24 protein-coding genes and 1 tRNA gene are annotated in these 25,486 nt (G+C 69.9%); 14 read left to right on the top strand and 11 right to left on the bottom strand.

The window, feature by feature from the left end:
• Positions 1 to 35: 35 nt before the first annotated feature.
• The 3 genes from ACFWCK_RS09275 to pepN form a co-directional block, all read right to left on the bottom strand.
• On the bottom strand, positions 36 to 473 hold the full coding sequence (locus ACFWCK_RS09275; protein WP_378805547.1) for a globin: 438 nt from the start codon (positions 471 to 473) through the stop codon (positions 36 to 38).
• Positions 470 to 1,690, bottom strand: coding sequence for a mechanosensitive ion channel family protein (locus ACFWCK_RS09270; protein ID WP_378805546.1), 1,221 nt, complete (start codon positions 1,688 to 1,690; stop codon positions 470 to 472). Before ACFWCK_RS09270 ends, ACFWCK_RS09275 begins: the two co-directional genes overlap by 4 nt.
• A gap of 159 nt (positions 1,691 to 1,849) precedes the next feature.
• Positions 1,850 to 4,462 (bottom strand): aminopeptidase N, encoded by a 2,613-nt coding sequence (pepN, locus tag ACFWCK_RS09265; protein WP_378805545.1) that lies wholly within the window; start codon positions 4,460 to 4,462, stop codon positions 1,850 to 1,852.
• 196 nt (positions 4,463 to 4,658) lie between these two features.
• Here pepN and ACFWCK_RS09260 point away from each other — a divergent pair, with 196 nt between their 5' ends.
• The 7 genes from ACFWCK_RS09260 to ACFWCK_RS09230 all read left to right on the top strand — a co-directional run bounded on the left by ACFWCK_RS09260 (position 4,659) and on the right by ACFWCK_RS09230 (position 11,814).
• Positions 4,659 to 5,834, top strand: a complete 1,176-nt coding sequence (locus ACFWCK_RS09260) for a ferrochelatase (protein WP_378805544.1) — start codon at positions 4,659 to 4,661, stop codon at positions 5,832 to 5,834.
• A gap of 62 nt (positions 5,835 to 5,896) precedes the next feature.
• Positions 5,897 to 6,382 (top strand): ribose-5-phosphate isomerase, encoded by a 486-nt coding sequence (locus tag ACFWCK_RS09255; RefSeq protein ID WP_378805543.1) that lies wholly within the window; start codon positions 5,897 to 5,899, stop codon positions 6,380 to 6,382.
• Positions 6,382 to 7,398, top strand: coding sequence for an Fpg/Nei family DNA glycosylase (locus ACFWCK_RS09250; protein WP_378805542.1), 1,017 nt, complete (start codon positions 6,382 to 6,384; stop codon positions 7,396 to 7,398). Before ACFWCK_RS09255 ends, ACFWCK_RS09250 begins: the two co-directional genes overlap by 1 nt.
• A gap of 53 nt (positions 7,399 to 7,451) precedes the next feature.
• Positions 7,452 to 8,102 carry an FMN-binding negative transcriptional regulator gene (locus ACFWCK_RS09245; RefSeq protein ID WP_378805541.1) on the top strand — a complete coding sequence of 217 codons (651 nt, stop codon included), beginning with the start codon at positions 7,452 to 7,454 and terminating at the stop codon, positions 8,100 to 8,102.
• Positions 8,099 to 9,607: an amidohydrolase gene (locus tag ACFWCK_RS09240; RefSeq protein ID WP_378805540.1), complete on the top strand. Its 1,509-nt coding sequence runs from the start codon at positions 8,099 to 8,101 to the stop codon at positions 9,605 to 9,607. The genes ACFWCK_RS09245 and ACFWCK_RS09240 overlap by 4 nt, the downstream gene beginning before the upstream one ends.
• Positions 9,608 to 9,716: 109 nt before the next feature.
• Positions 9,717 to 11,081, top strand: coding sequence for a sensor histidine kinase (locus ACFWCK_RS09235; RefSeq protein WP_378805539.1), 1,365 nt, complete (start codon positions 9,717 to 9,719; stop codon positions 11,079 to 11,081).
• Between the two features lie 61 nt (positions 11,082 to 11,142).
• Positions 11,143 to 11,814 (top strand): response regulator, encoded by a 672-nt coding sequence (locus ACFWCK_RS09230; protein ID WP_378805538.1) that lies wholly within the window; start codon positions 11,143 to 11,145, stop codon positions 11,812 to 11,814.
• Positions 11,815 to 11,849: 35 nt separating this feature from the next.
• Here the strand turns inward: ACFWCK_RS09230 and ACFWCK_RS09225 are convergent, their stop codons facing one another.
• Positions 11,850 to 12,335 (bottom strand): Dps family protein, encoded by a 486-nt coding sequence (locus ACFWCK_RS09225; protein WP_233309955.1) that lies wholly within the window; start codon positions 12,333 to 12,335, stop codon positions 11,850 to 11,852.
• 206 nt (positions 12,336 to 12,541) lie between these two features.
• On the opposite strand from ACFWCK_RS09225, the gene ACFWCK_RS09220 reads away from it, so the two are divergent.
• The 3 genes from ACFWCK_RS09220 to ACFWCK_RS09210 all read left to right on the top strand — a co-directional run bounded on the left by ACFWCK_RS09220 (position 12,542) and on the right by ACFWCK_RS09210 (position 15,339).
• Positions 12,542 to 14,647 (top strand): acyltransferase family protein, encoded by a 2,106-nt coding sequence (locus tag ACFWCK_RS09220; protein WP_378805537.1) that lies wholly within the window; start codon positions 12,542 to 12,544, stop codon positions 14,645 to 14,647.
• 40 nt (positions 14,648 to 14,687) lie between these two features.
• Positions 14,688 to 15,218, top strand: a complete 531-nt coding sequence (locus ACFWCK_RS09215) for a gamma carbonic anhydrase family protein (protein ID WP_233309957.1) — start codon at positions 14,688 to 14,690, stop codon at positions 15,216 to 15,218.
• A 47-nt stretch (positions 15,219 to 15,265) separates the two neighbouring features.
• Positions 15,266 to 15,339 (top strand) — tRNA-Ile (locus ACFWCK_RS09210).
• 41 nt (positions 15,340 to 15,380) lie between these two features.
• Here the strand turns inward: ACFWCK_RS09210 and ACFWCK_RS09205 are convergent.
• The gene (locus ACFWCK_RS09205; protein WP_378805536.1) at positions 15,381 to 15,587 is read right to left on the bottom strand and encodes a CsbD family protein; all 207 of its coding nucleotides are present in this window, start codon (positions 15,585 to 15,587) and stop codon (positions 15,381 to 15,383) included.
• A gap of 152 nt (positions 15,588 to 15,739) precedes the next feature.
• On the opposite strand from ACFWCK_RS09205, the gene ACFWCK_RS09200 reads away from it, so the two are divergent.
• Both ACFWCK_RS09200 and ACFWCK_RS09195 read left to right on the top strand, forming a co-directional pair.
• On the top strand, positions 15,740 to 16,057 hold the full coding sequence (locus ACFWCK_RS09200) for a helix-turn-helix transcriptional regulator (protein WP_233309959.1): 318 nt from the start codon (positions 15,740 to 15,742) through the stop codon (positions 16,055 to 16,057).
• The gene (locus tag ACFWCK_RS09195) at positions 16,054 to 16,578 is read left to right on the top strand and encodes an SRPBCC domain-containing protein (RefSeq protein WP_233309960.1); all 525 of its coding nucleotides are present in this window, start codon (positions 16,054 to 16,056) and stop codon (positions 16,576 to 16,578) included. The genes ACFWCK_RS09200 and ACFWCK_RS09195 overlap by 4 nt, the downstream gene beginning before the upstream one ends.
• 37 nt (positions 16,579 to 16,615) lie before the next feature.
• Here the strand turns inward: ACFWCK_RS09195 and ACFWCK_RS09190 are convergent, their stop codons facing one another.
• Positions 16,616 to 17,893, bottom strand: a complete 1,278-nt coding sequence (locus ACFWCK_RS09190; protein ID WP_378805535.1) for an alpha/beta fold hydrolase — start codon at positions 17,891 to 17,893, stop codon at positions 16,616 to 16,618.
• On the bottom strand, positions 17,893 to 19,893 hold the full coding sequence (locus ACFWCK_RS09185; RefSeq protein ID WP_378805534.1) for a DUF262 domain-containing protein: 2,001 nt from the start codon (positions 19,891 to 19,893) through the stop codon (positions 17,893 to 17,895). Before ACFWCK_RS09185 ends, ACFWCK_RS09190 begins: the two co-directional genes overlap by 1 nt.
• 174 nt (positions 19,894 to 20,067) lie before the next feature.
• Here ACFWCK_RS09185 and ACFWCK_RS09180 point away from each other — a divergent pair, with 174 nt between their 5' ends.
• The gene (locus ACFWCK_RS09180) at positions 20,068 to 20,841 is read left to right on the top strand and encodes a hypothetical protein (RefSeq protein ID WP_233309963.1); all 774 of its coding nucleotides are present in this window, start codon (positions 20,068 to 20,070) and stop codon (positions 20,839 to 20,841) included.
• A 180-nt stretch (positions 20,842 to 21,021) separates the two neighbouring features.
• Positions 21,022 to 21,525, top strand: coding sequence for a DUF3145 domain-containing protein (locus ACFWCK_RS09175; protein WP_233309964.1), 504 nt, complete (start codon positions 21,022 to 21,024; stop codon positions 21,523 to 21,525).
• A gap of 264 nt (positions 21,526 to 21,789) precedes the next feature.
• Here the strand turns inward: ACFWCK_RS09175 and ACFWCK_RS09170 are convergent, their stop codons facing one another.
• From ACFWCK_RS09170 to ACFWCK_RS09155, 4 genes are all read right to left on the bottom strand, one after another.
• Positions 21,790 to 23,031: a beta-ketoacyl synthase gene (locus ACFWCK_RS09170; protein WP_233309965.1), complete on the bottom strand. Its 1,242-nt coding sequence runs from the start codon at positions 23,029 to 23,031 to the stop codon at positions 21,790 to 21,792.
• A gap of 121 nt (positions 23,032 to 23,152) precedes the next feature.
• Positions 23,153 to 23,401 carry an acyl carrier protein gene (locus ACFWCK_RS09165; protein ID WP_045270633.1) on the bottom strand — a complete coding sequence of 83 codons (249 nt, stop codon included), beginning with the start codon at positions 23,399 to 23,401 and terminating at the stop codon, positions 23,153 to 23,155.
• A 62-nt stretch (positions 23,402 to 23,463) separates the two neighbouring features.
• Positions 23,464 to 24,462 (bottom strand): beta-ketoacyl-ACP synthase III, encoded by a 999-nt coding sequence (locus tag ACFWCK_RS09160; protein ID WP_378805533.1) that lies wholly within the window; start codon positions 24,460 to 24,462, stop codon positions 23,464 to 23,466.
• On the bottom strand, positions 24,459 to 25,394 hold the full coding sequence (locus ACFWCK_RS09155) for an ACP S-malonyltransferase (RefSeq protein WP_378805532.1): 936 nt from the start codon (positions 25,392 to 25,394) through the stop codon (positions 24,459 to 24,461). The genes ACFWCK_RS09160 and ACFWCK_RS09155 overlap by 4 nt, the downstream gene beginning before the upstream one ends.
• Positions 25,395 to 25,486 lie beyond the last annotated feature (92 nt).

Raw genomic sequence — 25,486 nt, 5'->3', positions numbered from 1 at the left:
ATCTCCATCGAACTCGGTGAGCGGGTGGACGTCGCCTACAGGACGGGGCGTCCGTCGGGGGTCGGTGCGCCGGCCGCGCCGGCGCGGCTCGGTTCGAACGTGTTCACCATCGCATGCGCGGCGCGTTCGAGGTAGTCCCACAGCGTCGCCTCGTGGATGGGTGAGAGCCCGGCGTCGTCCACCGCCGTGCGCATGCAGCGCAGCCAGCGGTCGCGCGCGTCGGGATCGACGTGGAACGGCATGTGCCGCATCCGCAGCCGCGGGTGTCCTCGTTGGTCGCCGTAGGTCGTGGGTCCGCCCCAGTACTGCTCCAGGAACATGCGGAGGCGTTCCTCGGCCGGGCCGAGATCCTCGTCCGGGTACATCGGCTTGAGTACCGGATCGAGAGCCACTTCGCGGTAGAACACCTCGACGAGACGCTGGAATGTCGCGTGGCCGCCGACCTCGTCGTAGAAGGACACGGGCTCGGTCATAGGTCGTCTCCTGGGTTCTGCGGATCCTGCGGGTTCTGCGCCTCGGGGAGCGGGGGGAGGGGGAGGCTCTGCGGGGAGGACGGCGGGGTCTTGGGCTTCTCGGCCTTCTTCGGCGCGGAGGAGGTCGTCGGAGCGGGCTTGGTGCGCGGTGGCGGGGTGACCGTGGCCGGCTTGTCCGCGTCGGTCTTCTTCTTCCGCCAGAATCCGCGCTCGGGAACCGGCGGAGTCGTGACGGGATTGGGGCGGGTGCGCGGTGGGTTCGCACCGTGGACGCGGCGGGCGCCTTCGGGGCCGGCGAGCTGCACGGTGGCCATGCTGGGGACCGTCAGATCCAGGCCGATCATGGTGTCGCGCAGTCGCATCCGCAGCTCGCGCGCGACGTCGTCCATCGCATTCGTGCGGGTCTTCATCACCACGCGGATCACGAGTGCGTCGCCCTCGATGGACTCCAGGCCCCAGATCTCGGGTTTCTCGACGATGCGGGTGCGCCACTTCGGATCCTTGGCGAGCCCCTGTGCGGCGGCGAGCAGCGCGTCCTCGACGGCGGGGACGTCCGCGTCCGCGGGCACCCCGAGGTCGATGATCGCGCGCGCCCACCCCTGCGACATGTTGCCGATCCGGGTGATCTCGCCGTTGCGGACGTACCAGAGCGTTCCGTTCGCGTCGCGCACCTGCGTGATGCGCACGCTGACGTACTCGACGACGCCCGACGCGAGACCGAGGTCCACCACGTCGCCGATGCCGACCTGGTCCTCGGCGACCAGGAACATGCCGTTCAGCACGTCTTTGACGATGTTCTGCGCGCCGAAGCCGAGCCCCGCACCGACCGCCGCCGTCAGCAGGGTCAGGGATCCCAGGAGGGTGGGTTCGATGATGTTCACGATCAGCACCACCGCGACCACGACGAGGATCACGTTGACGATGTTCTGCAGGATCGTGCCGAGCGTCCGCGTGCGCTGCACCAGCCGCATGTCCGCGAGCGGCGAGCGTTCGAGCGCGCGCGTGTCGGTGACCTCCGCCTTCGACTTGGCGCCCGCGACGATCCGACGCACGATCCGCCGGATGACGAAGCGGAGCGCGTAGGCGATCACGGCGCACACGACGATCGTCACGGCGCTCCAGAGCGCCTTCATTCCGATGTCGCCGAGGACGGTGAGGATCCGGGCCCACACGTCGGCGACCTTGGCTGCCTGGTTCTCGAAGGGGACGATGTTCATCGCTCACGATCCTATGACCGGGGCCCTTGGCGGGTTCTGAACGGCGACGGCGCTTCCCCGGGCGCCGCACGCCGGATGGGCTCGAGACGACGCGGAGCGAGCGCGAGACGTCGAAGGGCCGGAGGGAGCAGATTCCCTCCGGCCCTTCGACGTCGTGCGTCAGCTCTGCGCGTCGGCGGCCACGACCTCGACGGACTCGGCGTCGCGGGCCTGGGCGGCCAGCGCCCGCTCCACGTCGGCGAGATTCTCGAACACGAGGCGGCGCAGTGCAGGGGCGGCGTCCTGATGGGCGGAGAGCCAGGCGCGGGTCGCATCGCGCAGGGCGGTGTTCGCGAGCGCCTTCGGGTACAGCCCCACGATCAGGTAGTTCGCGACCTGGAAGGTGCGCCCCTCCCAGATCGAGAGCAGCGCGTCGAAGTACTGCGCGACGAACGGCTCGAGCAGCGCGACCCCGGCCGGGTGCGTGAAGCCGAGTGCCGCCGAGCGGACGAGCGTGTTGGACAGGTCATCATGCTCGACGAGCGAAGACCACGCGGCCTGCTTGTCCTCGGGCGTCGGCAGCGCGGCCCGCGCCTGGGCGGCGAACTCCCCGCCCTTGGCGGTGTTGTCGCTCTCCAGCGCGGCATCGATCGCGGCGCCGTCGACGGCGCCCACCGTGGCGAGCCCGACGAGCAGCTGCCACGAGAGGTCGGTGTCGATCGTGAGTCCCTCGAGCGTCAGCACGCCGTCGCGCAGGCGACGGACGACATCGGCGTGCTCGGGAGTGGTGAGCGAGTTCGCGAAGGCGGTGACGAACTGGAGCTGGCTGTCGGAACCTGCCTCGGCGCCCTGGGCGAGGGCCCACAGACCGTCGGCCACGCGGGTGCGGGCAGCGTCCCGGTGCTCCGGCATGACGTACAGCGCGGCGGCGGTCTGCAGCTGGCTGAGCGTGGTGCGCACCGTGGTCGACTCGGTCTCGCGGCCGATGTTGCCGAGCACGAGGTCGATGTAGTCGCTCGCGGCGCTCTCGGCGTCGCGGGTCTGGTCCCAGGCCGCGCCCCACACGAGCGAGCGGGCGAGGGGGTCGCTGATGTCGGCGAGGTGCGCGACGGCGGTCGCGAGGGAGCGCTCGTCGAGACGGATCTTCGCGTAGGCGAGGTCCTCGTCGTTGAGCAGCACGAGGTCGGGGCGCTTCAGGCCCTGCAGCTCGGGGATCTCGGTGCGGTCGCCGTCGACGTCCACCTCGACGTGGTGCGTGCGCACGAGGGTGCCCGACGCATCGAGGTTGTAGAAGCCGATGCCCAGGCGGTGCGGGCGGATCGTCGGGTAGTCGGCGGGCGCGGTCTGGGTGACCGCGAAGCGCGAGATCGAGCCGTCGCCGGCCTCGGCGATGACCGGCGCGAGCGTGTTGACGCCCGCGGTCTCCAGCCACTTCTTCGACCAGACGGTGAGATCGCGACCGCTGGTGCGCTCCAGCTCGACCAGCAGGTCGCTGAGCTCGGTGTTCTGCCAGGAGTGCTTCTTGAAGTACTCCGAGACGCCGGCGAAGAACGCTTCGATGCCCACCCACGCGGCGAGCTGCTTGAGGACGGATCCGCCCTTGGCGTAAGTGATGCCGTCGAAGTTCACCTGCACGTCGTCGAGGTCGTTGATCTCGGCGACGACGGGGTGCGTGGAGGGCAGCTGGTCCTGACGGTAGGCCCAGGTCTTCTCCATGGCGTTGAAGGTGGTCCAGGCCTCGGTCCACTCGGTGGCCTCGGCGGTCGCGATCGTCGACGCCCACTCGGCGAACGACTCGTTCAGCCACAGGTCGTTCCACCACTTCATGGTGACGAGGTCGCCGAACCACATGTGCGCGAGTTCGTGCAGGATCGTCACGACGCGACGCTCCTTGACGGCGTCGGTCACCTTGCTGCGGAACACGTAGGTCTCGGTGAACGTCACCGCGCCCGCGTTCTCCATGGCTCCCGCGTTGAACTCCGGCACGAAGAGCTGGTCGTACTTCGCGAACGGGTACGGGACCCCGAACTTCTCCTCGTAGTAGGCGAAGCCCTCGCGGGTCTTGTCGAAGATGTAGTCGGCGTCGAGGTGCTCCCACAGGCTCTTGCGTCCGTAGACGCCGAGGGGGATCACGTTGCCGGACGCGCTGGTCAGTTCGGAGAAGGTCTCCTCGTATGGGCCGGCGATGATCGCGGTGATGTACGACGAGATCCGCGGAGTGGGCTCGAAGCCCCAGGTCGCGACGGCACCGGTCTGGTCGGATCCGGATCCGTTCGACGCGTCGTGGTGGATCGGCTCCGGGGTGGGGGAGTTCGAGACGACCTTCCACGCGGCGGGCGCGGTGATCGTGAACTGGAACGTCGCCTTGAGGTCGGGCTGCTCGAACACGGCGAAGACACGACGCGAGTCGGGCACCTCGAACTGCGAATAGAGGTAGACCTCGTCGTCGACGGGATCCACGAAGCGGTGCAGGCCCTCGCCGGTGTTCGTGTACTCGCAGTCGGCGTCGACGACGAGCACGTTCGAACTCGCCAGGCCGTCGAGCGCGATGCGCGAGTCGGCGTATGCCGAGGTCGGGTCGATCTGCTCGCCGTTCAGGGTGATCTCGCGCACCTCGCGCGCGATCAGGTCGATGAAGGTCGAGGACCCCTCGGTCGCGGTGAAGCGCACCACGCTGCGGGATCCGAACACCTCCGCGCCCTTGGTCAGGTCGAGCGCGATCTCGTACGACTCGGTGTCGACGATCGCGCGGCGCTCCTGCGCCTCGATGCGGGTGAGGTTCTCTCCAGGCACTGCTCAGACTCCCAGGGGGTGAGGGGTTCGGCCGCAAGGTCCGCGCTGCTGGCGCCGGCGGCAACCGTCCCAGCCTACGCCAGAGCGCGTGTCGCCTGTTCTCGCGTGCTCGTGCCGCCTCGACGCCGGTGCCGTGGCGGCGCTCGGCGGCAGCAAAGGAACTTCAGGGGAAGATGGGAGGGTGAGTGCTCGAAACGTGACCGCAGCAACCGTTCCCTTCGCTTCCGCCCCTGCCGCGAGCGGGCCCGAGTTCGTCGAGACCCCCGTCGCCTACGACGGGATCCTGCTCGCGGGTTTCGGCGGGCCCGAGGGCCAGGACGACGTGATCCCGTTCCTGCGCAACGTCACGCGCGGCCGCGGGATCCCGGATGAGCGGCTCGAGGAGGTCGCGCATCACTACCGGCACTTCGGCGGGGTGAGCCCGATCAACGCGCAGAACCGCGCGCTCAAGGCCGCGCTGGAGGCGGAGCTCGCACGCCGCGGGATCGACCTTCCGGTGTACTGGGGCAACCGCAACTGGGCGCCGTACCTGTCCGATGCCGTGACCGCGGCGTCGGAGAGCGGCGATACGACGCTGCTGGCGTTCGCCACCAGCGCGTACAGCTCGTTCTCCAGCTGCCGGCAGTACCGCGAGGACTTCGCCCGTGTGCTGGAGGAGACGGGGCTGGGCGAGACGGTGACGATCGACAAGATCCGCCCGTTCTACGACCACCCCGGGTTCGTCGCGTCGTTCGTGGAGGGCGTGCGCGACGCGATCGCCGCCTTCACCGCCGACGGCGCCGAGGCCGAGGCGATCCAGGTCCTGTTCACCACGCACAGCGTGCCGACCGACGATGCGCTGCGCTCCGGTCCGCGCGACGTCGACTGGGGCCCGGGCGGAGCGTACGCCGCGCAGCATGAGGCCGTCGCGGCGTGGGTCATGAGCCGCGTGGCGGAGCTGCTGCCCGCCGCCGCGGACGTGCCCTGGGAGCTCGTGTACCAGTCGCGTTCCGGCCCCGCCTCGCAGCCGTGGCTCGAGCCGGACATCTGCGATGTGATCGAGGAGCTGCCCGCGCGCGGTCGCACCGCGGTCGCCGTGGTCCCGCTCGGCTTCGTGAGCGACCACATGGAGGTGCTCTGGGATCTCGACACCGAGGCCAAGGACGCGGCCGCCGAGGCGGGCCTCGCGTTCGTGCGCACGCCGACACCGGGGGTATCGGACTCCTTCGTGGCGGGGATCGTCGACCTCATCCAGGAACGACTCGAGGGCCGCCGCGCGGCGGACCGCGCGCACGTCACGGCACTCGGTCCCGCGTTCGACGTGTGCCGCCCCGGGTGCTGCGAGAACATCCGCGCAGGCTTCAAGCCGGCGGCGGCCGGCATCGCGCCCTGACCCCTCCGCGGGGGCGCGTCACGCCGCCCCGCGGCGGTCCCATCGCTCCGTAGGATTGAGGCATGCGCATCCACATCGCCACCGATCACGCCGGTCTCGAGTTCTCCACGCAGCTGCAGCATCATCTCGCCGAGGCGGGGCACGAGGTCGTCGACCACGGGCCGATCGAGTACGACGCCCTGGACGACTACCCGGCGTTCTGCATCCGGGCGGCGCAGGCGACCATCGCCGACCAGCGCGCGGGCGTCGAGGCGCTCGGGATCGTCTTCGGCGGATCCGGCAACGGCGAGCAGATCGCGGCGAACAAGGTCGAGGGGATCCGCGCCGCCCTGGTGTGGAGCATCGCGACGGCCGAGCTCGCCCGCGAGCACAACGACGCGAATGTGATCGCCATCGGGGCGCGCCAGCACAGCTTCGACGAGGTCACGACGTTCATCGACCGCTTCATCGCGACGCCGTTCTCGCATGACGAGCGGCACGTGCGCCGGATCGGGCAGATCGCGGACTTCGAGCGCGACGGCTCGCTGCTGCCGGACCCGCGCGCCTGATGCCCGAGGGCCATTCCGTCCACCGGATCGCGCGGCAGTTCGCGCGCAACTTCGTCGGCAAGCCCGTCTCCGCGTCCAGTCCGCAGGGGCGGTTCGCAGAGGGCGCCGCGCTGCTCGACGGTCGTGCGGTGGAGCGCGTCCAGGCGGTCGGCAAGCAGATGTTCCTCGAGACCGAGGGGGATCTGTGGCTACGTGTGCACCTCGGCCTCTACGGCGCCTGGGACTTCTCCGGCGAGATCCTCGTGGATCCGACGATCGCCTCGGCGAACGGGCGGATGGGCCAGACGAATCAGCGCGGCACCGATCTGGACGCGTCATCCACGCACGACGCCCCGATCCTCGACGACGCGGGCGAGAACTCGCTGGCGTCCATCGGCGCCCCGCGCAAGACCCGGGTGCACGTGCGCATGTCCGAGGCCACGAAGGGGCTCGCGGACGAGGGCGCCGAGTGGCCGCCGCCCGTGGTGGGACAGGTGCGCCTGCGCCTGTTGACTGACTCCACGTGCGCCGATCTCCGCGGGCCGACCGCCTGTGTGCTGCAGACGCCGGACGAGATGCTCGCCACCGTCGCGAAGCTCGGGCCGGACCCGCTGGTGGGGGACGTGGGTGAGGGCGAGGAGCGGTTCGTCGCCGCGGTGCGGCGCAGGGCGGTGCCGATCGCTCTCCTCCTCATGGATCAGGGAGTGGTCAGCGGGATCGGCAACGTGTACCGCGCGGAGCTGCTGTTCCGTGCCCAGCTCAACCCGCACACTCCAGGACGGGACGTGCCCGAGGCGACCGTGCGGGCGCTCTGGCGGGACTGGGTGCGCCTTCTCGCGATCGGCGTGGAGACGGGTCAGATGATGACTATGGACGACCTCACGCCCGACCAGTACCGCGCCGCGATGGCGCATCGTGACGACCGGCACTGGGTGTACCACCGCACCGGCCTGCCCTGCCGCGTCTGCGGAACCGACATCGTTCTCGAGGAGATCGGCGCCCGAAAGCTGTACTGGTGCCCGCGCTGCCAGGCGTGACGGATCCCCGATCCCTGAAGCTCCCGACAGGCGCGCGACCCTAGGCTGAAACCATGCGCCAGAACCCGAGCTTCGCCATGACGGACGTCGCCGAACTGCGGCGGATCATCGCCGCCAACCCGTGGGCGACGCTCGTGGGCCGAGACGAGAACGGCATGACGGCGTCGCACTACGCGGTGCTGCTCGATCCGGATCGCGACGATCTCACGGTCGTCGCGCATGTCGGCCGTCCGGACGACATCGTGCTGGGGCTCGGCTCCCAGGAGCTGATGGTCGTCTTCCAGGGCCCGCACGGCTACATCTCGCCCGGCTGGTACGGCGATGCGGCCGCGGTCCCGACGTGGAACTATGTCGCGGTGCACCTGTCCGGTGTGCCGGAGGTCATGGATTCCGAGGAGAACCTGCGTGTGCTGGAACAGCTCGTCGACCATTTCGAGAGCAGGCTCGCGGATCCGCGCGGCATGTGGGCCCCGCCGAACGACGAGGCCTTCGTGCGCCGGCTCGAGGCGGGCACCGTCGGCTTCCGCCTGACCCCGACCCGGGTCACGGCCAAGCGCAAGCTCAGCCAGAACAAGCCCGACGACGTGATCCAGAACGTGATCCTCGAGCTTCAGGGCGACGGCGCGTACGCGAATCCGGTGCTGGCCGCCGAGATGCAGCGCGCGCACGACGCCCGGCTCGCCGCGCGGGCGGGCGTGCGATGACGGGGCCGGACGTCGGCGCGCACATCGACGCGATCCGCGCGGTGCGCATCGCCACGGCGGATCGGCGGCTGCTCGCCGTGGACGGCCCGGTGGATGTGCTGATCCAGGACGGCCGGATCGCGGACATCGCACCGACCGGAGCGCTGCCGTTGCGAGGGCGGGTGCTCGACGGCGACGGAGCGTGGATCGTGCCCGGCCTGTGGGATCACCACGTGCACACCGTGCAGTGGGCGCTCGCGGCGCAGCGGGAGGACCTCTCGGGCACGGCGAGCGCGGTGGAGGCGGCGGCGCAGATGTCGCGCGCGCCGATGCTCAGCGACGGCCGCCGCGTCGGATCCGGCTTCCGCGACGTGCGCTGGCGGGATCGGCCGAGCCTGTCGCTGCTCGACGAGCGCACGGCGCAGATCCCGACCTACCTCATCAACGCCGACGTGCACAGCGTCTGGCTCAACTCGGCCGCCCTCCGCCGCGAGGGGTTCACGACGGGCCCGGAGGGGATGCTGCGCGAGGAGGACGCGTTCGAGATCTCCCGCCGGTTGAACGCCGCGGATCCGGTCGTCGCCGACGAGGCGGTCGCGGCCGCCGCCCGGCGTGCCGCGAGCCGTGGTGTGGTCGGTCTGGTGGACTTCGACATGGCCTGGAACGCCGAGGCCTGGGCGCGACGCCTCGCGCACGGCTTCGACACGCACCGCGTCGAGTTCGCCGTCTATCCGCACGATCTCGACCGCGCGATCGCCGAGGGCCTGAGCAGCGGCGAGGCGATGGATCCGGACCGGCTCGGGCTCGTGCACGCGGGGCCGCTGAAGATCATCTCCGACGGTTCGCTCGGCACCCGCACTGCTGCATGCAGCCACGGATACGCCGACGACCCGCACAACCACGGCGTGCTCACGGTGCCCCCGGCCGAGCTGCAGGACCTGCTGCTGCGCGCCACCGGGGCGGGGCTGGAGATCGCTCTGCACGCGATCGGCGACCTCGCGGTCACCGCCGCTCTCGACGCGTTCGCCACGACCGGTGCCCAGGGCACGATCGAGCACGCCCAGCTCGTGCGCCACGGCGACCTGGCGCGGTTCGGGCGGTTGGGCGTCGCCGCGAGCGTGCAACCGCAGCACGCCCTCGACGACCGGGACGCGGCGGACGTGCTCTGGGCCGGGCAGACGGCGATCGGCTATCCGCTGGCCTCGCTCCACCGGGCGGGTGCGACGCTGCGCTTCGGATCCGATGCGCCGGTGGCCGCCCTCGATCCCTGGCACGCGATCTCGGCGGCGGTCTTCCGGACCGACGACGACCGCGCTCCGTGGCATCCGGAGGAGCGGGTCGACCTCGAGACCGCCCTCGCCGCGAGCGCCCGTGGCGGCACCGGCGGCGACGCCGGCATCCGTCCAGGCGCTGTCGCGGATCTGGCGCTCCTCGGCGCCGATCCGGCGACCGCCGACGCGAGCGGGCTGCGGGCGATGCCGGTGGCGGCGACCGTTCTCGGCGGGCGGGTGACGTACGGGGGCTGACCCCCGTACGGATCCGGCAGGGCGCACCCTGGTGGGGGGCGATCAGGACGGGCATCGTGGAAGTCGGTGCCGATCGGGCGCCCCGAGGCATGAAACAGGAGATTTCTCGATGACCACCGCGACCCGCCCTCTCGACTCGCGCCACCCGGCGCCGCCGGCCGCGTCCCGACGCGGATACGGACGTGCGTGGGCTGCCGCGCCCGGAAACGCGCTCTTCCTCGTGCTGCTGTCCGTGCCGCTCGCGATCCTCGCGATGGGGGTGACCTGGGCGGTCTTCGGCGTCGGCATCGGATCCCTCGTCCTGGTGATCGGCGTGCCGATCCTGGTGGGCTCGCTCTACATCGCCCGTGGCTTCGCGGAGGCCGAGCGCGCGCTGCTGCGGCTGACCGATCACCCCGCGATCTCCGCGCCCGACTGGCGTCGCGGCACGAAGGGCACGGGCTTCTGGGCTCGTCTGACGCAGCCGCTGCGCAACGCGCACTACTGGATGGCGCTGTTGTCGAGCCTGCTCGTGCGGCCGATCGTCGCGATCGTCACCTTCGCCGTCGCCACGATCTGGGTGGCGATGGCGCTCGGCGGCCCGACCTACTGGTTCTGGTCGTCTTTCATCCCCGACGGCAACGCCGAGAGCGTCTGGGTTCCGTGGGCGGTGCAGCACATCTTCGGTGGGATCGACCCGTCCCCGGATCCGCATCGGTGGGCGTCGATGCTCTACCTGGCCGTCGGGCTCGTCTTCCTCGGCACGCTCCCTCTGGTGCTCAGCGGCCTCGTGCGCGCGCACGGGGCGGTCGCCGCCGCATTGACCGGGCGATGGGAGTCGGACGATCTCGCGGCCCAGATCCAGGGGCTGGACGCCTCCCGCGGTGCGGCCGTGCAGGCGGAGGACGCCGGGCTGCGCCGCCTCGAGCGTGATCTGCACGACGGCCCGCAGCAGCGCCTGGTGCGACTGCAGATGGATCTTGCCGCGCTCGAGCGGCGCGCGGCGGAGGGCGATGCGGCGGCGGTCGCGGCGCTTGCGCAGGAGTCCCGCGGGCACGCCCAGGCCGCGCTCGACGAGCTCAGGGCGCTGGCCGGCGGCGTCGCGCCGCCGCTGCTGCAGGACCGTGGGATCGCCGAGGCGATCACCGGACTCGCGGCCGCCAGTGCGCTGCCGGTGCGGGCCGAGATCTCCCCGTCCATCACGGCGGCGCTGAGCCCGGAGGCCGCGCGCAATCTGTACTTCGTGGTCGCGGAGCTGCTGACCAACGCCGTCAAGCACGGGGGAGCGGGCAGTGCATCGGTGACCGCGGTCCGTGAAGGACCGGTGGTGCGCGTCACCGTGCTGGACGACGGCCGCGGCGGCGCTGTCGCGAGGTCCGGAGGGGGACTCGAGGGCCTCGCCCAGCGGGTGCAGGGGCTGCGCGGGACGATGCACATCGACAGCCCGGATGGCGGCCCCACCATCGTGACCGTGACGGTGCCGGTCTCCGCGTGAGCAGGGCCGCTGGCGGCCGCGCCGAGGAACGGTAGCGCTCGCGCGCTCTAGTCTGAAGGGCGTGACCGATCAGCAGACCCCGCTGCGGGTGATCCTCTTCGAGGACTCGATCCTGCTGCGCGAAGGGCTCGTCCGCCTGTTCGCCGAGGCCGGCTTCGAGACGGTCGCCGCCTACGCCGACGCCGAGGACGTGGTGGCCCGCACTCGTGCGGCCGTCGCGACCGTCGCCGTGCTGGACGTGCGCATGCCGCCGTCGTTCCGGGATGAGGGGATCCGTGCGGCGCTGGCGCTGCGAGCGGCTCTCCCACAGGTGGGCATCCTCGTGCTCAGCCAGTACGTCGAGGGGGTCTACGCGCGGGAGCTGCTCGGTGCCGGGGACGGGGGAGTCGGCTACCTGCTCAAGGACAGGGTCACCTCCCTCGAGGAGCTCTCCTCCGCGGTCCGGCAGGTCAGCCGGGGCGGGACGGTGCTGGATCCGCGTGTCGTGCAGCAGCTGATGCGCACCGGTCCGGATCCGGTCGGCCGTCTCACGCCGCGCGAGCGCGAGGTCCTCGAGGCGATGGCCGAGGGGCGCAGCAACGCGTCGATCGCGGCGGGAATGGGCATCGGTGTGGGCGCGGTGGAGAAGAACGTGTCCGCGATCTTCTCCAAGCTCGGGCTCGAAGAGTCCGGCACGGACCACCGTCGCGTGCTGGCGGTGCTCGCCTACCTGCAGAACGACCCCCGTCCCTGAGCGGGGCGGGGGTCGTTCGCTGCGTGCGTCGTGTGTCAGGCGGCGACGTGCGACACGAGGAACCAGCGGTCCTTCTCCAGGCCGCGCTGGATCTCGATCGCGACGTCCTGGCTGGTGAGGTCGATCTCGTCGAGGCCCTCGACGGCGGCCTTCACGTTCACGAGGATCGCGTCGATATCGGCGATCACGGCACGAACGAGGTCGTCGGAACGGGTGAAGCCGGCGGGGACCTGGGTGGCGCCCGCCTTCTCGGCCACGACCGTGGCGCGCGCGTCGATCGGGAGGCCGAGGGCGACGATGCGCTCCGCGGCGGTGTCGGCGAAGTCCCCGGCGTGGTCGACGATCACGTCGAGCAGCTCGTGCACGCCGACGAAGTTCGCGCCGCGCACGTGCCAGTGCGCCTGCTTGCCGTTCACGGTGAGAGCCTGCAGGCCCAGCACGACCGGGGTCAGGAACTGGGCGGCGCCGGCCGCGACGGTCGGGTCGACGGAGGTTGCGGTGATGGTCTCGGCGTTGCTCATGATGGTCTCCTCGGTGATCATTCGGATCCGTGCGTACTGATGTCTTGGCCCCAACGCTACTCGGCTCAGTTTGTTCCGCAAGCAAGCTGAGGCAACGCTAACCCGCAGGTCACGCGGTGTTTCGGCAAGGCTTGCCTTCCTCGTGGATCTCCGCCTGCCCCGCGTGGAGGACGGGAGGTCACAGCGATCCGGGATACCTTCGTCAGGTGGCAACAGCTGGCATCTCCTCCCGTGCGGCCCTGCGCCGTACTCGCACGTCCGCCGCGCAGAAGGTCGGATCCAACTTCATCCCGCACGTGCAGGGCCTGCGCGCGATCGCCGTGCTCGCTGTCGTGCTGTACCACTTCTGGCCGGGACGGCTGAGCGGCGGCTACGTCGGCGTCGACATCTTCTTCGTCATCTCCGGCTTCCTGATCACCGCTCATCTCGCGAGAGAGCTGAGCGCCACCGGACGGGTCAACCTCGGCCAGTTCTGGGCGCGTCGCGCACGCCGCCTGCTGCCTGCCTCGCTGCTCGTCCTGCTGTTCTGCGCGATCGTGGCGGCGATCCCGGTGCTGTCGCCGCTGTCTCAGCTGCCTGCGGAGCTGCAGGAGATCGTCGCCTCCACGTTCTACGTCGAGAACTGGTTCCTCGCGCTGAACTCGGCGGACTACCTCGCGCATTCGGGCGACCCGACGATGGTGCAGCACTACTGGTCGTTGTCTCTCGAGGAGCAGTTCTACGTGCTCTGGCCGCTGATCATGCTGCTCGCGGCATGGATCGCGGTGAAGTACTTCCGCGGGTCGCGGCTGCGTGCCGCGGCGATCGCGATCGGCATCGTCTCGGTGGCTTCCTTCGTGTTCTGCGTGTGGTTCACGATCACGAACCCGGCGCCCGCCTACTTCGTCACGTTCGGCCGGATGTGGCAGTTCGGTGTCGGAGCCGTGCTCGCCCTCGTGCCGCGCCTGCGCGTCAGCAACGCGATCGGCAGCTTCGTCCTCGGCTGGGGCGGCATCATCGTTCTGCTCGTCGTGATCTACCGCTTCGACGCACAGACGCCGTTCCCCGGCTACATGGCCGCGATCCCCACGCTGGCGGCGGCGGCGATCATCGCCGCCTCGAACACGGAGCGATGGTGGTACCCGACGCGCATCCTGGCGATCCCGCCGATGCGCTTCACGGGTGACATCTCGTACAGCCTGTACCTGTGGCACTGGCCGCTCATCATCATCGCGCCGTCGCTGCCGTTCTGGGGCCTCACGATCTATCACCGCATCGCCCTGGTCGGCATCTGCTTCGTGCTCGCCTGGCTCACCAAGAAGTTCGTCGAGGATCCGACGCGCACCTGGAAGCCGTTGACGTCGCGCAAGCCCCGGCTCTCACTGTGGGCGGCCCTCGCCGCGATGGTGATCGTCGCAGGAACCGCAGGCGCCGGCTGGGCCGCGAATGCGGGCACCTATCAGCAGGGCGTCCAGGCCATCGCCGAGCTCCGCGCCAACCCGCCCGCCTGCTTCGGCGCGGCGGCCGTCCTCGACGACTCCTGCGCCGGAAAGAAGACCGATGAGATCCTGCCCGCCCCCGGCTTCGCGGGTGTGGACCGCCCGGAGCAGTCGCAGTGCTTCGTGCAGCTCAACGACGCGCGCGCGGTCTCGTGCGAGTTCGGATCGAAGGATCCGAACGCGAAGCAGGTGGCCCTGATCGGCGACAGCCATGCCTATCAGCTGCTCACGACGTTCCAGGGCATCGCCGAGAAGGAGGGGTGGCACCTCACCACGTACTTCAAGGGCGCGTGCCCGTGGAACACCACGCCGCTGTCGACCGGCGGCGCGTTCGGCGACGCGTGCACGCAGTATCGCGCCGCGGTGGCGAAGGAGCTCGACAAGAAGCACTTCGATGCCATCTTCACCGCCGCACTGTCCACGACGCCGTACGCGGCGGGGGATCACGGATCCTCCTACGACGCGGCGGTCGCCGGATACCGCCAGGCGTGGGCCACGCAGACGTCGAAGGGCACGCCCGTCGTCACCGTCGTCGACAACCCGGTGTGGGAGACGGACCCGAACAAGTGCCTGCGCACCCGCGCGCAGAGCGCGTGCGACGGGGCGCGCTCCGACCTGCTGACCGAGAAGGACCCGCTTCGCGCGGCCGCGGACGGTCAGAAGGACGTCACGCTGCTCGACTTCACGAAGGTCTTCTGCGATGACGAGAACTGCCGCGCGGTGGTCGGCGGGGCCAACATCTACCGCGATCAGGACCACATCACCGTGACCTTCGCGAACTCCCTCGCCCCGCAGTACACGGCGGCGCTGAAGAACGCGATGGGGATCGGCTGACCGGATCCGCGCGCGGGGACAGGGCGGATAGGGTCGCAGTATGAGCGACGACGCCACGGTCCTGTCCCTGCCCGGCCGCATCCCTGCGATCGATCCGACGGCGTTCCTCGCCGCCGGTGCGCGCGTGATCGGGTCTGTGACGATCGGCGAGGGATCCAGTGTCTGGTACAACGCCGTACTCCGCGCGGATTCGGCCGAGATCAGGATCGGTGCGGGCAGCAATGCGCAGGACAGCGTCTCGGTGCATGTCGACCCCGGGCACGGCGTCACCATCGGCGACGACGTCTCGATCGGCCACAATGCGGTCGTGCACGGTTGCACGATCGGCGACGGATCGCTGATCGGCATGGGCGCTGTCGTGCTGAACGGGGCCGTGATCGGATCCGAGTGTCTCGTCGCCGGCGGTGCGCTGGTGCTGAGCGGCATGGAGGTTCCGGACGGTTCACTCGTCGCGGGCGTGCCGGCCAAGGTGCGCCGCGAACTCACCGCCGAGGAGCGGGAGGGGCTGCGTCAGAACGCCCGGGTCTACCGCGGGCACTCGGCGCTGCACCGGCAGGCGACCCCGCTCTGAGCCGCGTGCACCGGAGAGACGCCACGGCCCGGTAGTCTCGAAGATCCGGGGCGGTGGCCAAGCTGGTGAAGGCAGTGGGCTCATAACCCAACGATCGCGGGTTCAAGTCCCGCCCGCCCCACCGGATCCGTTCTCCGCACCCGGCGGGGCGCCGCAGGTGGATCAGCGGTCCATCGCGTCCTTGATGTGCTCTCCGGCCCTCTTCACGTCGTCCTTCAGGTTCTCGCCCGCCTGCTTGAGGTCGGCCTTGGCCTGATCCCTCCGCCCCTCGTTCTCGAGCTTCTCGTTCCCGGTGACCTTGCCGGCCCCCTCCTTGAGCTTCCCCGTGACCTTCTCTGCGGCGTTCTTGGCCTGGTCTGCTGCGCTCATGTGCGCATCTCCTCTCGTCCGTGTCGTAGCACTCACGGTCGCAGGCCTGCTCCTGGATCGCGATGGGGTTGACGGACCCGGGTCGCGTCGCTATCGCGCGCACGCGTGTGCGTACCCTTGACGTTACGTACCGTATTCGGTACATTCGCAGGATGGATGCCGTGCTGCAAGCCCTCGCCGACCCGAGTCGTCGTGTCGTGCTGGGCATTCTGCGCGATCGCGAAGCGACAGCGGGTGAGCTCGCCGAGGCACTGCCGATCGCGCGGCCCGGAGTCTCGCGTCATCTCCGTGTGCTGCGGGAGGCGGGCCTGGTCGAGGTGCGCCAGGAGGCGCAGCGACGGATCTACCGCCTGCGCCCGGAAGCGCTGGTCGACCTCGACGAATGGCTCGGGGAGTACCGCGATCTCTGGGTGCAGCGCCTGGACGCGCTGCACACCGAGATCGCCCGAGGGAAGAAGGACAGGACATGATCGCGACCGGGACGATGTGGGATATCGACGACGCACAGGGCGCCATCCGCATCGAGGGCGTCTACGAGACCGACGTGGACGACCTCTGGCAGGCGTGCACGGATCCCGAGCGTCTGGCGCGCTGGATCGTCCAGGTGGCCGGGGACTTCCGCGTCGGGGGCATCCTGGACGCCACGTTCACGAGCACCTGGACCGGGGCCATGCGCATCGAGGTCTGCGAGGCTCCGCACCACCTCGTGGTCACACAGGAGCCCGGTACCGACGAGGAGACCGTGATCGAGGCCTGGCTGTCAGCCGAGGGCGTCCGGTCCCGCCTGGTCGTGGAGGAGCGCGGGCTCGGCGCCGGCGTGCTGCACTTCCATGCGGCGGGCTGGCAGGTGCACCTCGAGGATCTCGGGCGCTCCCTGCGGTCCGCGACCGGAGCCCATCCCTCCGGCTGGTCCTCGTCGGAGCCGGCGCCGGCGTGGAAGGAGCGCTGGCAGGCGCTGCTCCCCGACTACGAGGCGGTGCGCGCCGGCTGACGAGGCGCACACCGCTGCCCCGTGCAGCGGGGGCGGCTCAGCGCACCCGACGATCGTGCGCGAGGTCGACGAGATGCTCGAGCACGCGCCCGGCCCGCAGGCCGTTGTGCTCGTGCTCGCTCGTGACCCACAGCCGCAGATCCGGGAGGAGGGCGGCCGTCTCCAGCGAGTACTCGATCGGCACGTACGGATCGTTCACGTACACCGACGCGGCGCCCCTGGCGCCGGACGCGGCCAGCGCCGCAGGGTCGTAGATCGCGGGCCACTCATGATCGGCGAGGGCCAGGGCGACCTCGCGCCACGGCTGGAAGGCCGGGACGGTCTCCGTCCAGTCGCGACGGATGTGCTCGCCGGTGAACAGCGTGACATCGTCGACGAAGTCTGCGGGCTCCATGCGCTCGGCGGACCAGCCCGTGACATGGCCGTTCGCATAGCTGGACTCGTGGAAGACGAAGTACAGCGGGTTGCGACCGCCGAACGGCATCGCGGCCGCGAGGTCGTAGCGGAAGGCGTTGCTCGACGGATCCAGCTCGAGCAGCTGCCAGAGCGTCTGCCAGCCGTCGTTGGTCCCCAGGGCCGACCCCACCGAACGCAGCCGCGACGGCGAGACGACCTCGCCGCCCGGCAGCACGATCTCGCCGTCCGACGCGCGCTCCACGAGGCGGCGCATGCGATCGCGGTGCTCGGGGAAGCGCCGGTAGTACCGCTCCGACGCATCGCGCATCTTGTCGTAGCAGAGCGCGTACACCTCGTCGGGGCCGCGGGTGACGGTGCTGAGCCCGCCGGTCAGGTAGGCGCGGTCGATCGACGCGGCATCCGTGGAGAGGTACGCGAGGGTCGTGAACCCGCCGAAGGACTGCCCGAGGACGTTCCAGCGCTCCGCTCCGAGGTGCGCGCGCACGGCCTCGCAATCGCGCACGATCGCGTCCGCGCGCAGGTGCGTGAGGTACTCCGCGACGTCGTCGGTCCCGCGGGCGAGGATGCCGTCGCCGACCGGGGTCGAGCGGCCGGTCCCGCGCTGGTCGAGCATGACCACCCGATGGTGCGCGAGCGCCTGATCCAGCCAGGACGGCGCCGCGGGCGCATGCAGAGCGCGGGGCGCCTCGGAACCGGGGCCGCCCTGCAGGAAGACCAGGTAGGGGAGGTCCTCGCCGCCCTCGCGCGCGACGACGGACGCGAACACGTCGATCGTGCGGGTGTCGGAGGGGTCCGACCACACCAGGGGCACGGTGAGCGTGTGCTCCTCGACGGCGAGGTCCATCATCCGGCGGCGGATCACAGTGCTTTCGAAAGCAGGGGCGGCAGAGATCGTCATCACATCACATTCCCGATATAGGAGTACTTCACGAACACCTCCGCGGCCAGGCCCGACTCCTCCAGGAGGCCTTGCACCGCGCTCATCATGTACTTCGCGTCCCACCCCATGTACAGGAAGTGGTCCTCGTCGAGCTCGTCCCACGCGCCGTTCCACGCCTTCTCGTCGTAGATCGGTCCGCCATTGCGGTCGTTGAACGCGTCGAGGGCGTCGCGGGTGTCCGTCCAACCGCGCCGGAAAACCCGGTTGAACAGGTACTTCACGTCGGGGACCTCCCAGCGCTCGCCCCGGTACTCGACGTAGTCGAACTCCCGCTCCCACCCGGTCGGCCAGCCCCGCCGTCGTACGGCGTCGAGGATCGGCGTGAGTCCGTCGTCGTCGATGTCGACCACAGCGGGGCGGCGCCAGACCTGGACGAACGCGTCGGTGAGCGCAGCGGTGCGTTCTGCGATCGCCGCGGTGCCCCAGGCGTCGAGACCGGCCAGTGCGGTGTTCTCGTCGACCTTGCTGCGGCGATAGGCGTCGCGCTTGTCGGGGAAGGACGCGCCGTAGACGCGCTCGGCGAGAGGCTCCTCCAGTAGCGTCAGGTTGCCGAGCGTTCCGGCGAGGGCGCGGTGACTGTTCTGCTCGTCCTCGGAGTACTCGCTCCAGGTGCGTGCGCCGTCGCCGGACCAGGAGTCGTGCGGTGCGGTCGGCACGATGTGCTCGACGTCGAAGCCGCGAGGATCCGCGATGCCCTCGATCCGGCCCAGCACGTACAGCGCGTGGGGGAGGTCGGTGAACTTCAGCGCCACTCGGATCCGCTCGTCCGATGGTGTGATCCGCGCGAAGGCGCGCAGCAGCTCCTCCGGCCCCTGGGTCCTGGCTCGGCACAGTCGGGCGATGAGGCGGTCGTTCGAGATGCCGACGACCGCACGACGCAGCAGCAGCGACTGGACGCGCTCCAGCGTCTGCACCAGCTCGTCCTTCGAGATCGCGCCGAGTCGATGATCGCGGTACGCGCTGAGCACGAGCGGGTAGGTGGAGCGCCCGAAGGTGTTCACGTAGGCGAGCTGTCGACGGATCTCCGGATCCTGCTCCTGCGACGGATCCAGCAGGATCCGGTAGATGTCCGAGAACTCCCGCCACACCTGCGCCTGCACGGGCAGGTCCTCCAGGCCCATGTGCGGGAACTCATGGCGGAAGGCGCTGTAGACGCCGTGCTCGCCGTCGACCGACACCTCGCGTCCCGTCGTCATGATGAGGAAGTGACGCCAGAACGCACCGATCGCCTCGCCGGTGTTGCGCTCGATCGGCAGCCAGAAGTCCTCCTCGACCTGCTGCTGCTGCGCGTGCGAGAGCCCCATCAGGATGTAGTTGTGGATCAGCTCGTGATCTCGCAGCGGTTCGCCGGTGGAGTTGAGGCTCTCGAAGATCTGCTGCGCGTTCGCGGCCTCGCCGAGGGTGATCGAGACGTGCTCGAGCTTCTGCAGCCCCCGCCAGATCCGCGGCGCCTCGTCGGCGTGCACCTGAGAGCGGAAGAACGCGTAGTTGTCGTCGAACCGTGACTCCGGCTGGTCGATCCCGCGTCGGTCCAGCACGACGGACTCGAAGAGCCCGGCCCAGGCCTCGTGCGGGCGGAGCTTGGTGCGGTTCGGATCGTCGGGGCGCACCAGCACCCGTGCCAGCTCGGCAGCGAGCTCCTGATCGGTCTCGCGCACCGCGTGGTGCAGGGCCGCGATGAGCAGCATCAGCGTCGTGATGCGCTGCTGGCCGTCGATCAGGATCAGGTCGGCATCGGGGTGGGCGTGATCCTCGGCCGACAGGATCGAGCCGATGAAGTGCCGATGCGCGTCATCCTCGTCGCCCACGGCGCGGATGTCGGAGAGGAGCTTCTCGCAGCCGCCGATGTCCCACCGGTACTGGCGCTGGTAGACGGGTACCACGATCGTGGTCGCGGGGGAGGAGAGCCACTCGATCGTAGAGACTGCGGTTGCTTCGACGTTGGTGGCCGTGCTCATGCTGCTGTGCTTCTCCTCGGATCGCGTGCTGCCCCGACCAGTCTATTCAGGGGCCGGTGGCTCCCGGATATTCACGGTCCGCTCTCCAAGGGCGTCGAAGGGGGCGCTGTTAGGCTGTCCTAAGAAGGGCCTGTTAAAACGTGCTGGCCCCTTATGAAAGGACATGACTCGCTCATGGCATACATCAAGTCCGCCGCCCTCGAGGACAAGGGCTTCGTCGTCCTCGACAGCTACAACCAGGAGCTCGACCCCAAGGAGTGGCTCGACATCGAGTACAACGACTGGAAGTCCTCCGGCGACACCCGCTTCGCCCCGCTCGCGTCCGCCAAGGGCGAGATCGAGTGCAACGGCTTCTGGAACCACGTGCCCCCGCGCACGGACAAGGACGGCGTCTGGATCGACGAGCAGACCGCCAAGGCCCCGAACCTCACCCGCCGCGCGCAGGAGCCGGGCGCGAACGTCGGGCGCTGCCGCGTCATCGAGCTGCAGCCCACGCCCTACGGCGAATGCCTCTACAACCTGCACCAGGACGACAACAACCGCCTCAACCCGGACGGCACCGGCTGGGTCGTGCGCGGCTTCTTCAACCTCACCGACGACAAGGACAGCTACTTCGTCCTCCGCGAGAACCGCACCGACCCGAGTGTCGAGTACCGGATCGCCCTTCCGGCGGGCGCGCAGCTGATCGTCGACACCCAGCGCCTGTGGCACGCGGCCACCCACAACGGCACCGAGCCGCGCTACTGCCTGATCACCTCGTGGACCTCGGGCCCCGAGCTCGATGCGTACATCGAGAAGTACAACGGCACCCAGGACGTGGAGAACTACGCCGTCGACCAGGCGATCCTGGACGCCGGCTACGAGGAGCAGGCGCGCCGTGACGCCGCCCGCGCCGCGTACTACGCCGCCAAGGGCCAGCAGGAGAAGATCGCGATGAGCGAGGCCTGAGCCTCCTCGTCCTGTAGACGGTCCCCGGCGCTTCGGCGCCGGGGACCGTTTCCGTTTCGCAATGAGTTACACAGTTGTGATTTCGCTGAGGATCGGTGAGAATGGGCGCATAACCGCATACCCGCCATGCTTCGCGGACCAGGTCGTAGGGGAAGACGCACCTGATGAAACGGAGAGACCATGGCGACAGCACAAGCACGCGGAGTGGTGTACATCCACTCCGCACCGCGCGCGCTCTGCCCGCACCTCGAATGGGCGGTCGGACGCGCTATCGGGCGCGCCGTCAACTTCGAGTGGTCGGAGCAGCCCGTCCTCGACGGCGCCCGCCGTGCGGAGTTCTACTGGGACGGTCCCGTCGGCACCGGGGCCGCTCTCGCGACCGCGATCCGCGGCTGGGAGCACCTGCGGTTCGAGGTGACCGAGGATCCCACTCCGCGCAGCGACGGCGGCCGCTGGCTGCACACGCCCGACCTCGGGGTGCATTACGCACAGACCGACGCGGCAGGCAACATCGTCGTCGGAGAGGATCGGATCCGCTACGCGATGGAGATCGCCGCGGGCAGTCCGATCGAGCTGCAGCGCGAGCTCGACGTCGCGCTCGGCTCGGCATGGGATGAGGAGCTGGAGCCGTTCCGGCACGCGAGCGACGATGCCCGTGTGGTCTGGCTCCACAAAGTCGGATAGCCGCTGCGCTGGCGGGTCGGATAGCCGCTGCGCAGGCGGATCGAGAGGACTCGTGTGATCCGGTCCGACGGGTCGGATCACACGAAGGGACGGGGATCGGAGGAGGCGCGATTATCGGGGGTCGGAGAGCAAAGACCCGGAACCCGAGAAAGCGTATCCCCGGTCCTGGGCCGGAGAGACAACAGAACAGCACAACCGAAGAGAACGAGAATCGCCCCGACCGCTTCGAAGAGGAAGCGACCGGGGCGATTCTCGTCGGGCGGGTCAGCCGTCGTAGGAGCGGAACGCGACAACCGCGTTGTGCCCGCCGAAGCCGAACGAGTTGCTGATCGCGAGCTGCGGGCCGTCGCCGAGGGGCTGCGGCTCACCGGAGAGCTTGAACGGCACCGCCGGATCCGGCTCGGTCATGTTGATCGTCGGCGGAGCGACGCGGTCGCGCAGCGCGAGGATCGTGAAGACGGCCTCGAGCGCGCCGGTGCCGCCGAGCAGGTGACCGGTGGACGCCTTGGTCGCCGAGACCGGGATCTCGTCGATCCGGTCGCCGAAGACGCGCTTCAGCGCGCCGTACTCGTTCGGGTCGCCGACGGGCGTGGACGTGGCGTGCGCGTTGATGTGCGTGACCTCGTCGGGGGTCGCGCCGGCCTGCGCCAGCGCCTGCTCCACAGCGCGGGCCGCACCGTGGCCCTCGGGGTCGTTGCCGGTGATGTGGTACGAGTCTGCCGAGACGCCGCCGCCGACCACGTAGGCGTAGATCTTGGCGCCGCGCGCCTTGGCGTGCTCCTCGGTCTCCATGACCAGAGCAGCGCCGCCCTCGCCCATGACGAAGCCGTCACGGTCGATCGCGCCGGGGCGCGAGGCGTGCTCGGGGTCGTCGTTGCGGCGTGACAGCGCCTGAGCTGACGCGAAGGACGCCATGGTGATCGGGTGGATCGCGGACTCCGCGCCACCGGCGATGATGACGTCGGCGAGGTCGTCCTGCAGATGCTGGTACGCGTTCGCGATCGACTCGGTGCTCGAGGCGCAGGCGCTCACGACGGTGCGCGCGAAGGCTTTCGCACCGAAGTGCAGCGACAGGTTCCCGGCACCCGCGTTGGGCATGAGCATCGGCACCGTGAGCGGCATCACACGGCGCGGGCCCTTCTCGCGCAGCGTGTCCCAGGCATCCAGCAGCGTCCACAGGCCGCCGATGCCGGTGGCCCAGTCGATGCCGAGGCGCTCCGGGGCGATGTCGGGGGCTCCCGCGTCGGCCCAGGCCTCTCGTGCGGCGATCATGCCAAACTGCACGGAAGGGTCCAGGCGCTTGGCCTCGTGCCGGGGAAGGACCTCCTCCGGGCGGACGGACGCCTCTGCGGCGAACGTCACCGGGATCTGGTAGGTCTCGATCCAGTCGTGCGTGAGGGTGTGCGTGCCGGAGACGCCGGCGAGCAGGTTCGCCCAGTTCTCCGGGGCGGTGCCGCCGAGGGCGGACGTGGCACCGATGCCGGTGACGACGATGCGCTTGGTCATGCGTATTCCTTCTCAGGGAGCGGGTGGGTGCTCGGGCCCTTCGATGAGCTCAGGGTCCGGTGAGGGGCGGAAGAGGAGGATGCCACGCCCCGCTGGAACGCGGGGGTGGCATCCGCGGGTGTCACTCCTGGCCGGCGACGATGAAGCTCACGGCGTCACCGACGGTCTTGAGGTTCTTGACCTCGTCGTCGGGGATGGTGACACCGAACTTCTCCTCGGCGTTGACGACGATCGTCATCATGGAGATCGAGTCGATGTCCAGGTCGTCGGTGAAGGACTTCTCCAGAGCGACCTCCGAGGCGTCGATGCCGGTCTCGTCGGTGATGAGCTCTGCAAGGCCAGCGAGGACCTCGTCGTTGCTGAAGGCCATGATTTCCTCTTTCTTTGGGATGGTTGGAACCGGTGAACAGTCTAGGAGTCGGCGGCGCCCGGTCAGGGGAGCACGACGACCTGCGCGCCGAACACCAGGCCGGCGCCGAAGCCGATCTGCAGGGCGAGGCCGCCGCTGAGCTCGGGGTGCTCCGCCAGCAGGCGGTGCGTGGCGAGCGGGATGGACGCGGCCGACGTGTTGCCGGTGGTCTCGATGTCGCGCGCGATCACGGTCGACTCGGGCAGCTTCAGCTGCTTGGCGAACTCGTCGACGATGCGCATGTTCGCCTGGTGGGGGATGAACGCGGCCAGATCCGATGCCTCGACACCGGCCTGCTCGAGCGCCTGCTTGGCGACCTTGGCCATCTCCCAGACGGCCCAGCGGAACACGGTCGGGCCCTCCTGGCGCAGGGTCGGCCAGGGCGCCTGCCCGTCGCGGAACTCCGTGAGGGTGTGGTTCATGCCGACCGCATCGGCCTTCGAGCCGTCGGAGCCCCACACCGTGGCCGAGATCCCCGGGGTGTCGCTCGGGCCGATCACGACCGCGCCGGCGCCGTCGCCGAGCAGGAACGAGATGCTCCGATCGGTGGGGTCGACGATGTCGGAGAGCTTCTCGGCGCCGATGACGAGCGCGTGCTTCGCGGCTCCCGCGCGGATCAGCGCATCCGCCTGGGCGACCGCATAGGCATAGCCGGCGCAGGCCGCGTTGATGTCATAGGCCGCCGCGGGGTTCGCGCCCACCCGGTCCGCCACGATCGCCGAGACGGACGGAGTCTGCTTCGGATTGCTGATGGTCGCGACGATGACCACGTCGATGTCGGAGGGAGCCACGCCGGACTTCTCGATGGCCTCGGTCGCCGCGGCGGTCGACAGGTCGATCGCATCCGTCTCCGGCACCGCGCGGGTGCGCGTGATGATGCCGGTACGCTGGCGGATCCATTCGTCGCTCGAGTCGATCGGACCGACGAGGTCGTCGTTCGGCACCGCGTTCTCACCGCGAGCCGCGCCCACGGAGTAGATGCGGGTGTAGGCGGGGCCCGTGGCCTGCTTGAGCGTGATCATGCTGCTTCTCCGTTGTCGTCGGTGCCGTTCAGCAGCGCGACCGCCGCGTCGAGGTCTTCCGGGGTCTTCACGGCGACCGCGGGGACGCCGCGCAACCCGCGCTTCGCGAGACCGGTGAGGGCACCGGCGGGGGCGAGCTCGATGAGGCCGGTGATGCCGTTGTCGGCGAAGGAGGCCATGCACAGGTCCCAGCGCACGGGAGAGGAGACCTGGGTGACGAGGTTCTCGAGGGCGGTCGTGCCCTCCGTGAGGATGGATCCGTCCTTGTTGGTCCAGAGCATCACGGCGGGGTGCGCAGCGTCGACACCGGCGACCGCGTCGCGCAGTGTGTCGACGGCCGAGGCCATGTAGTGCGTGTGGAAGGCTCCGGCGACCTGCAGCGCGATCACGCGGGAGCCGCGCACGGGCGCCTCGGCCAGCGCCGCGAGGGCGGGCAGGGCACCTGCCGCGACGATCTGCCCGCCGCCGTTGTAATTGGCGGGGGTGAGGTCCAGGTCGGAGAGGAGTGCGAGCACCGCTTCCTCGTCGCCGCCGAGGACCGCGCTCATGCCGGTCGGGGTGCGGCCGGCGGCATCGGCCATCGCACGGCCGCGGATGCCGACGAGGCGCAATGCGGTCTCGGCGGGAATGACCCCGGCGTCCGCGACGGCGGCGAACTCGCCGACCGAGTGGCCTGCGATCCCGTCCGGGCCTCGGCCCGCACGCTCGCGCAGGGCCTTCGCGGTCACGAGCGAGGCGGCGACGATCAGGGGCTGTGCGATGCGGGTGTCGCGGATCGTGTCGGCGTCGGACACCGTGCCGTGCTGGATCAGGTCGACCTCTGCGGCCTCCGAGTACGCGGCGAGGTCGTCGGCGACACCGTCGAGCTCGAGCCAGGGGGAGAGGAAACCAGGGGTCTGGGAGCCCTGTCCAGGGCATGCGAAGACGATCACGTTCCCAGTCTGCCAACGATCCGCGGGATTCGGTGGCTCAACCCTCACAAGAATCCGCAGATCGGTTATCCGAGTCGTACAAGGCGTGCTCC

Source organism: Microbacterium sp. NPDC060117, assembly GCF_042729315.1.
Classification (GTDB): Bacteria; Actinomycetota; Actinomycetes; order Actinomycetales; family Microbacteriaceae; genus Microbacterium.
This window is presented reverse-complemented; position numbering and strand designations above follow the sequence as displayed.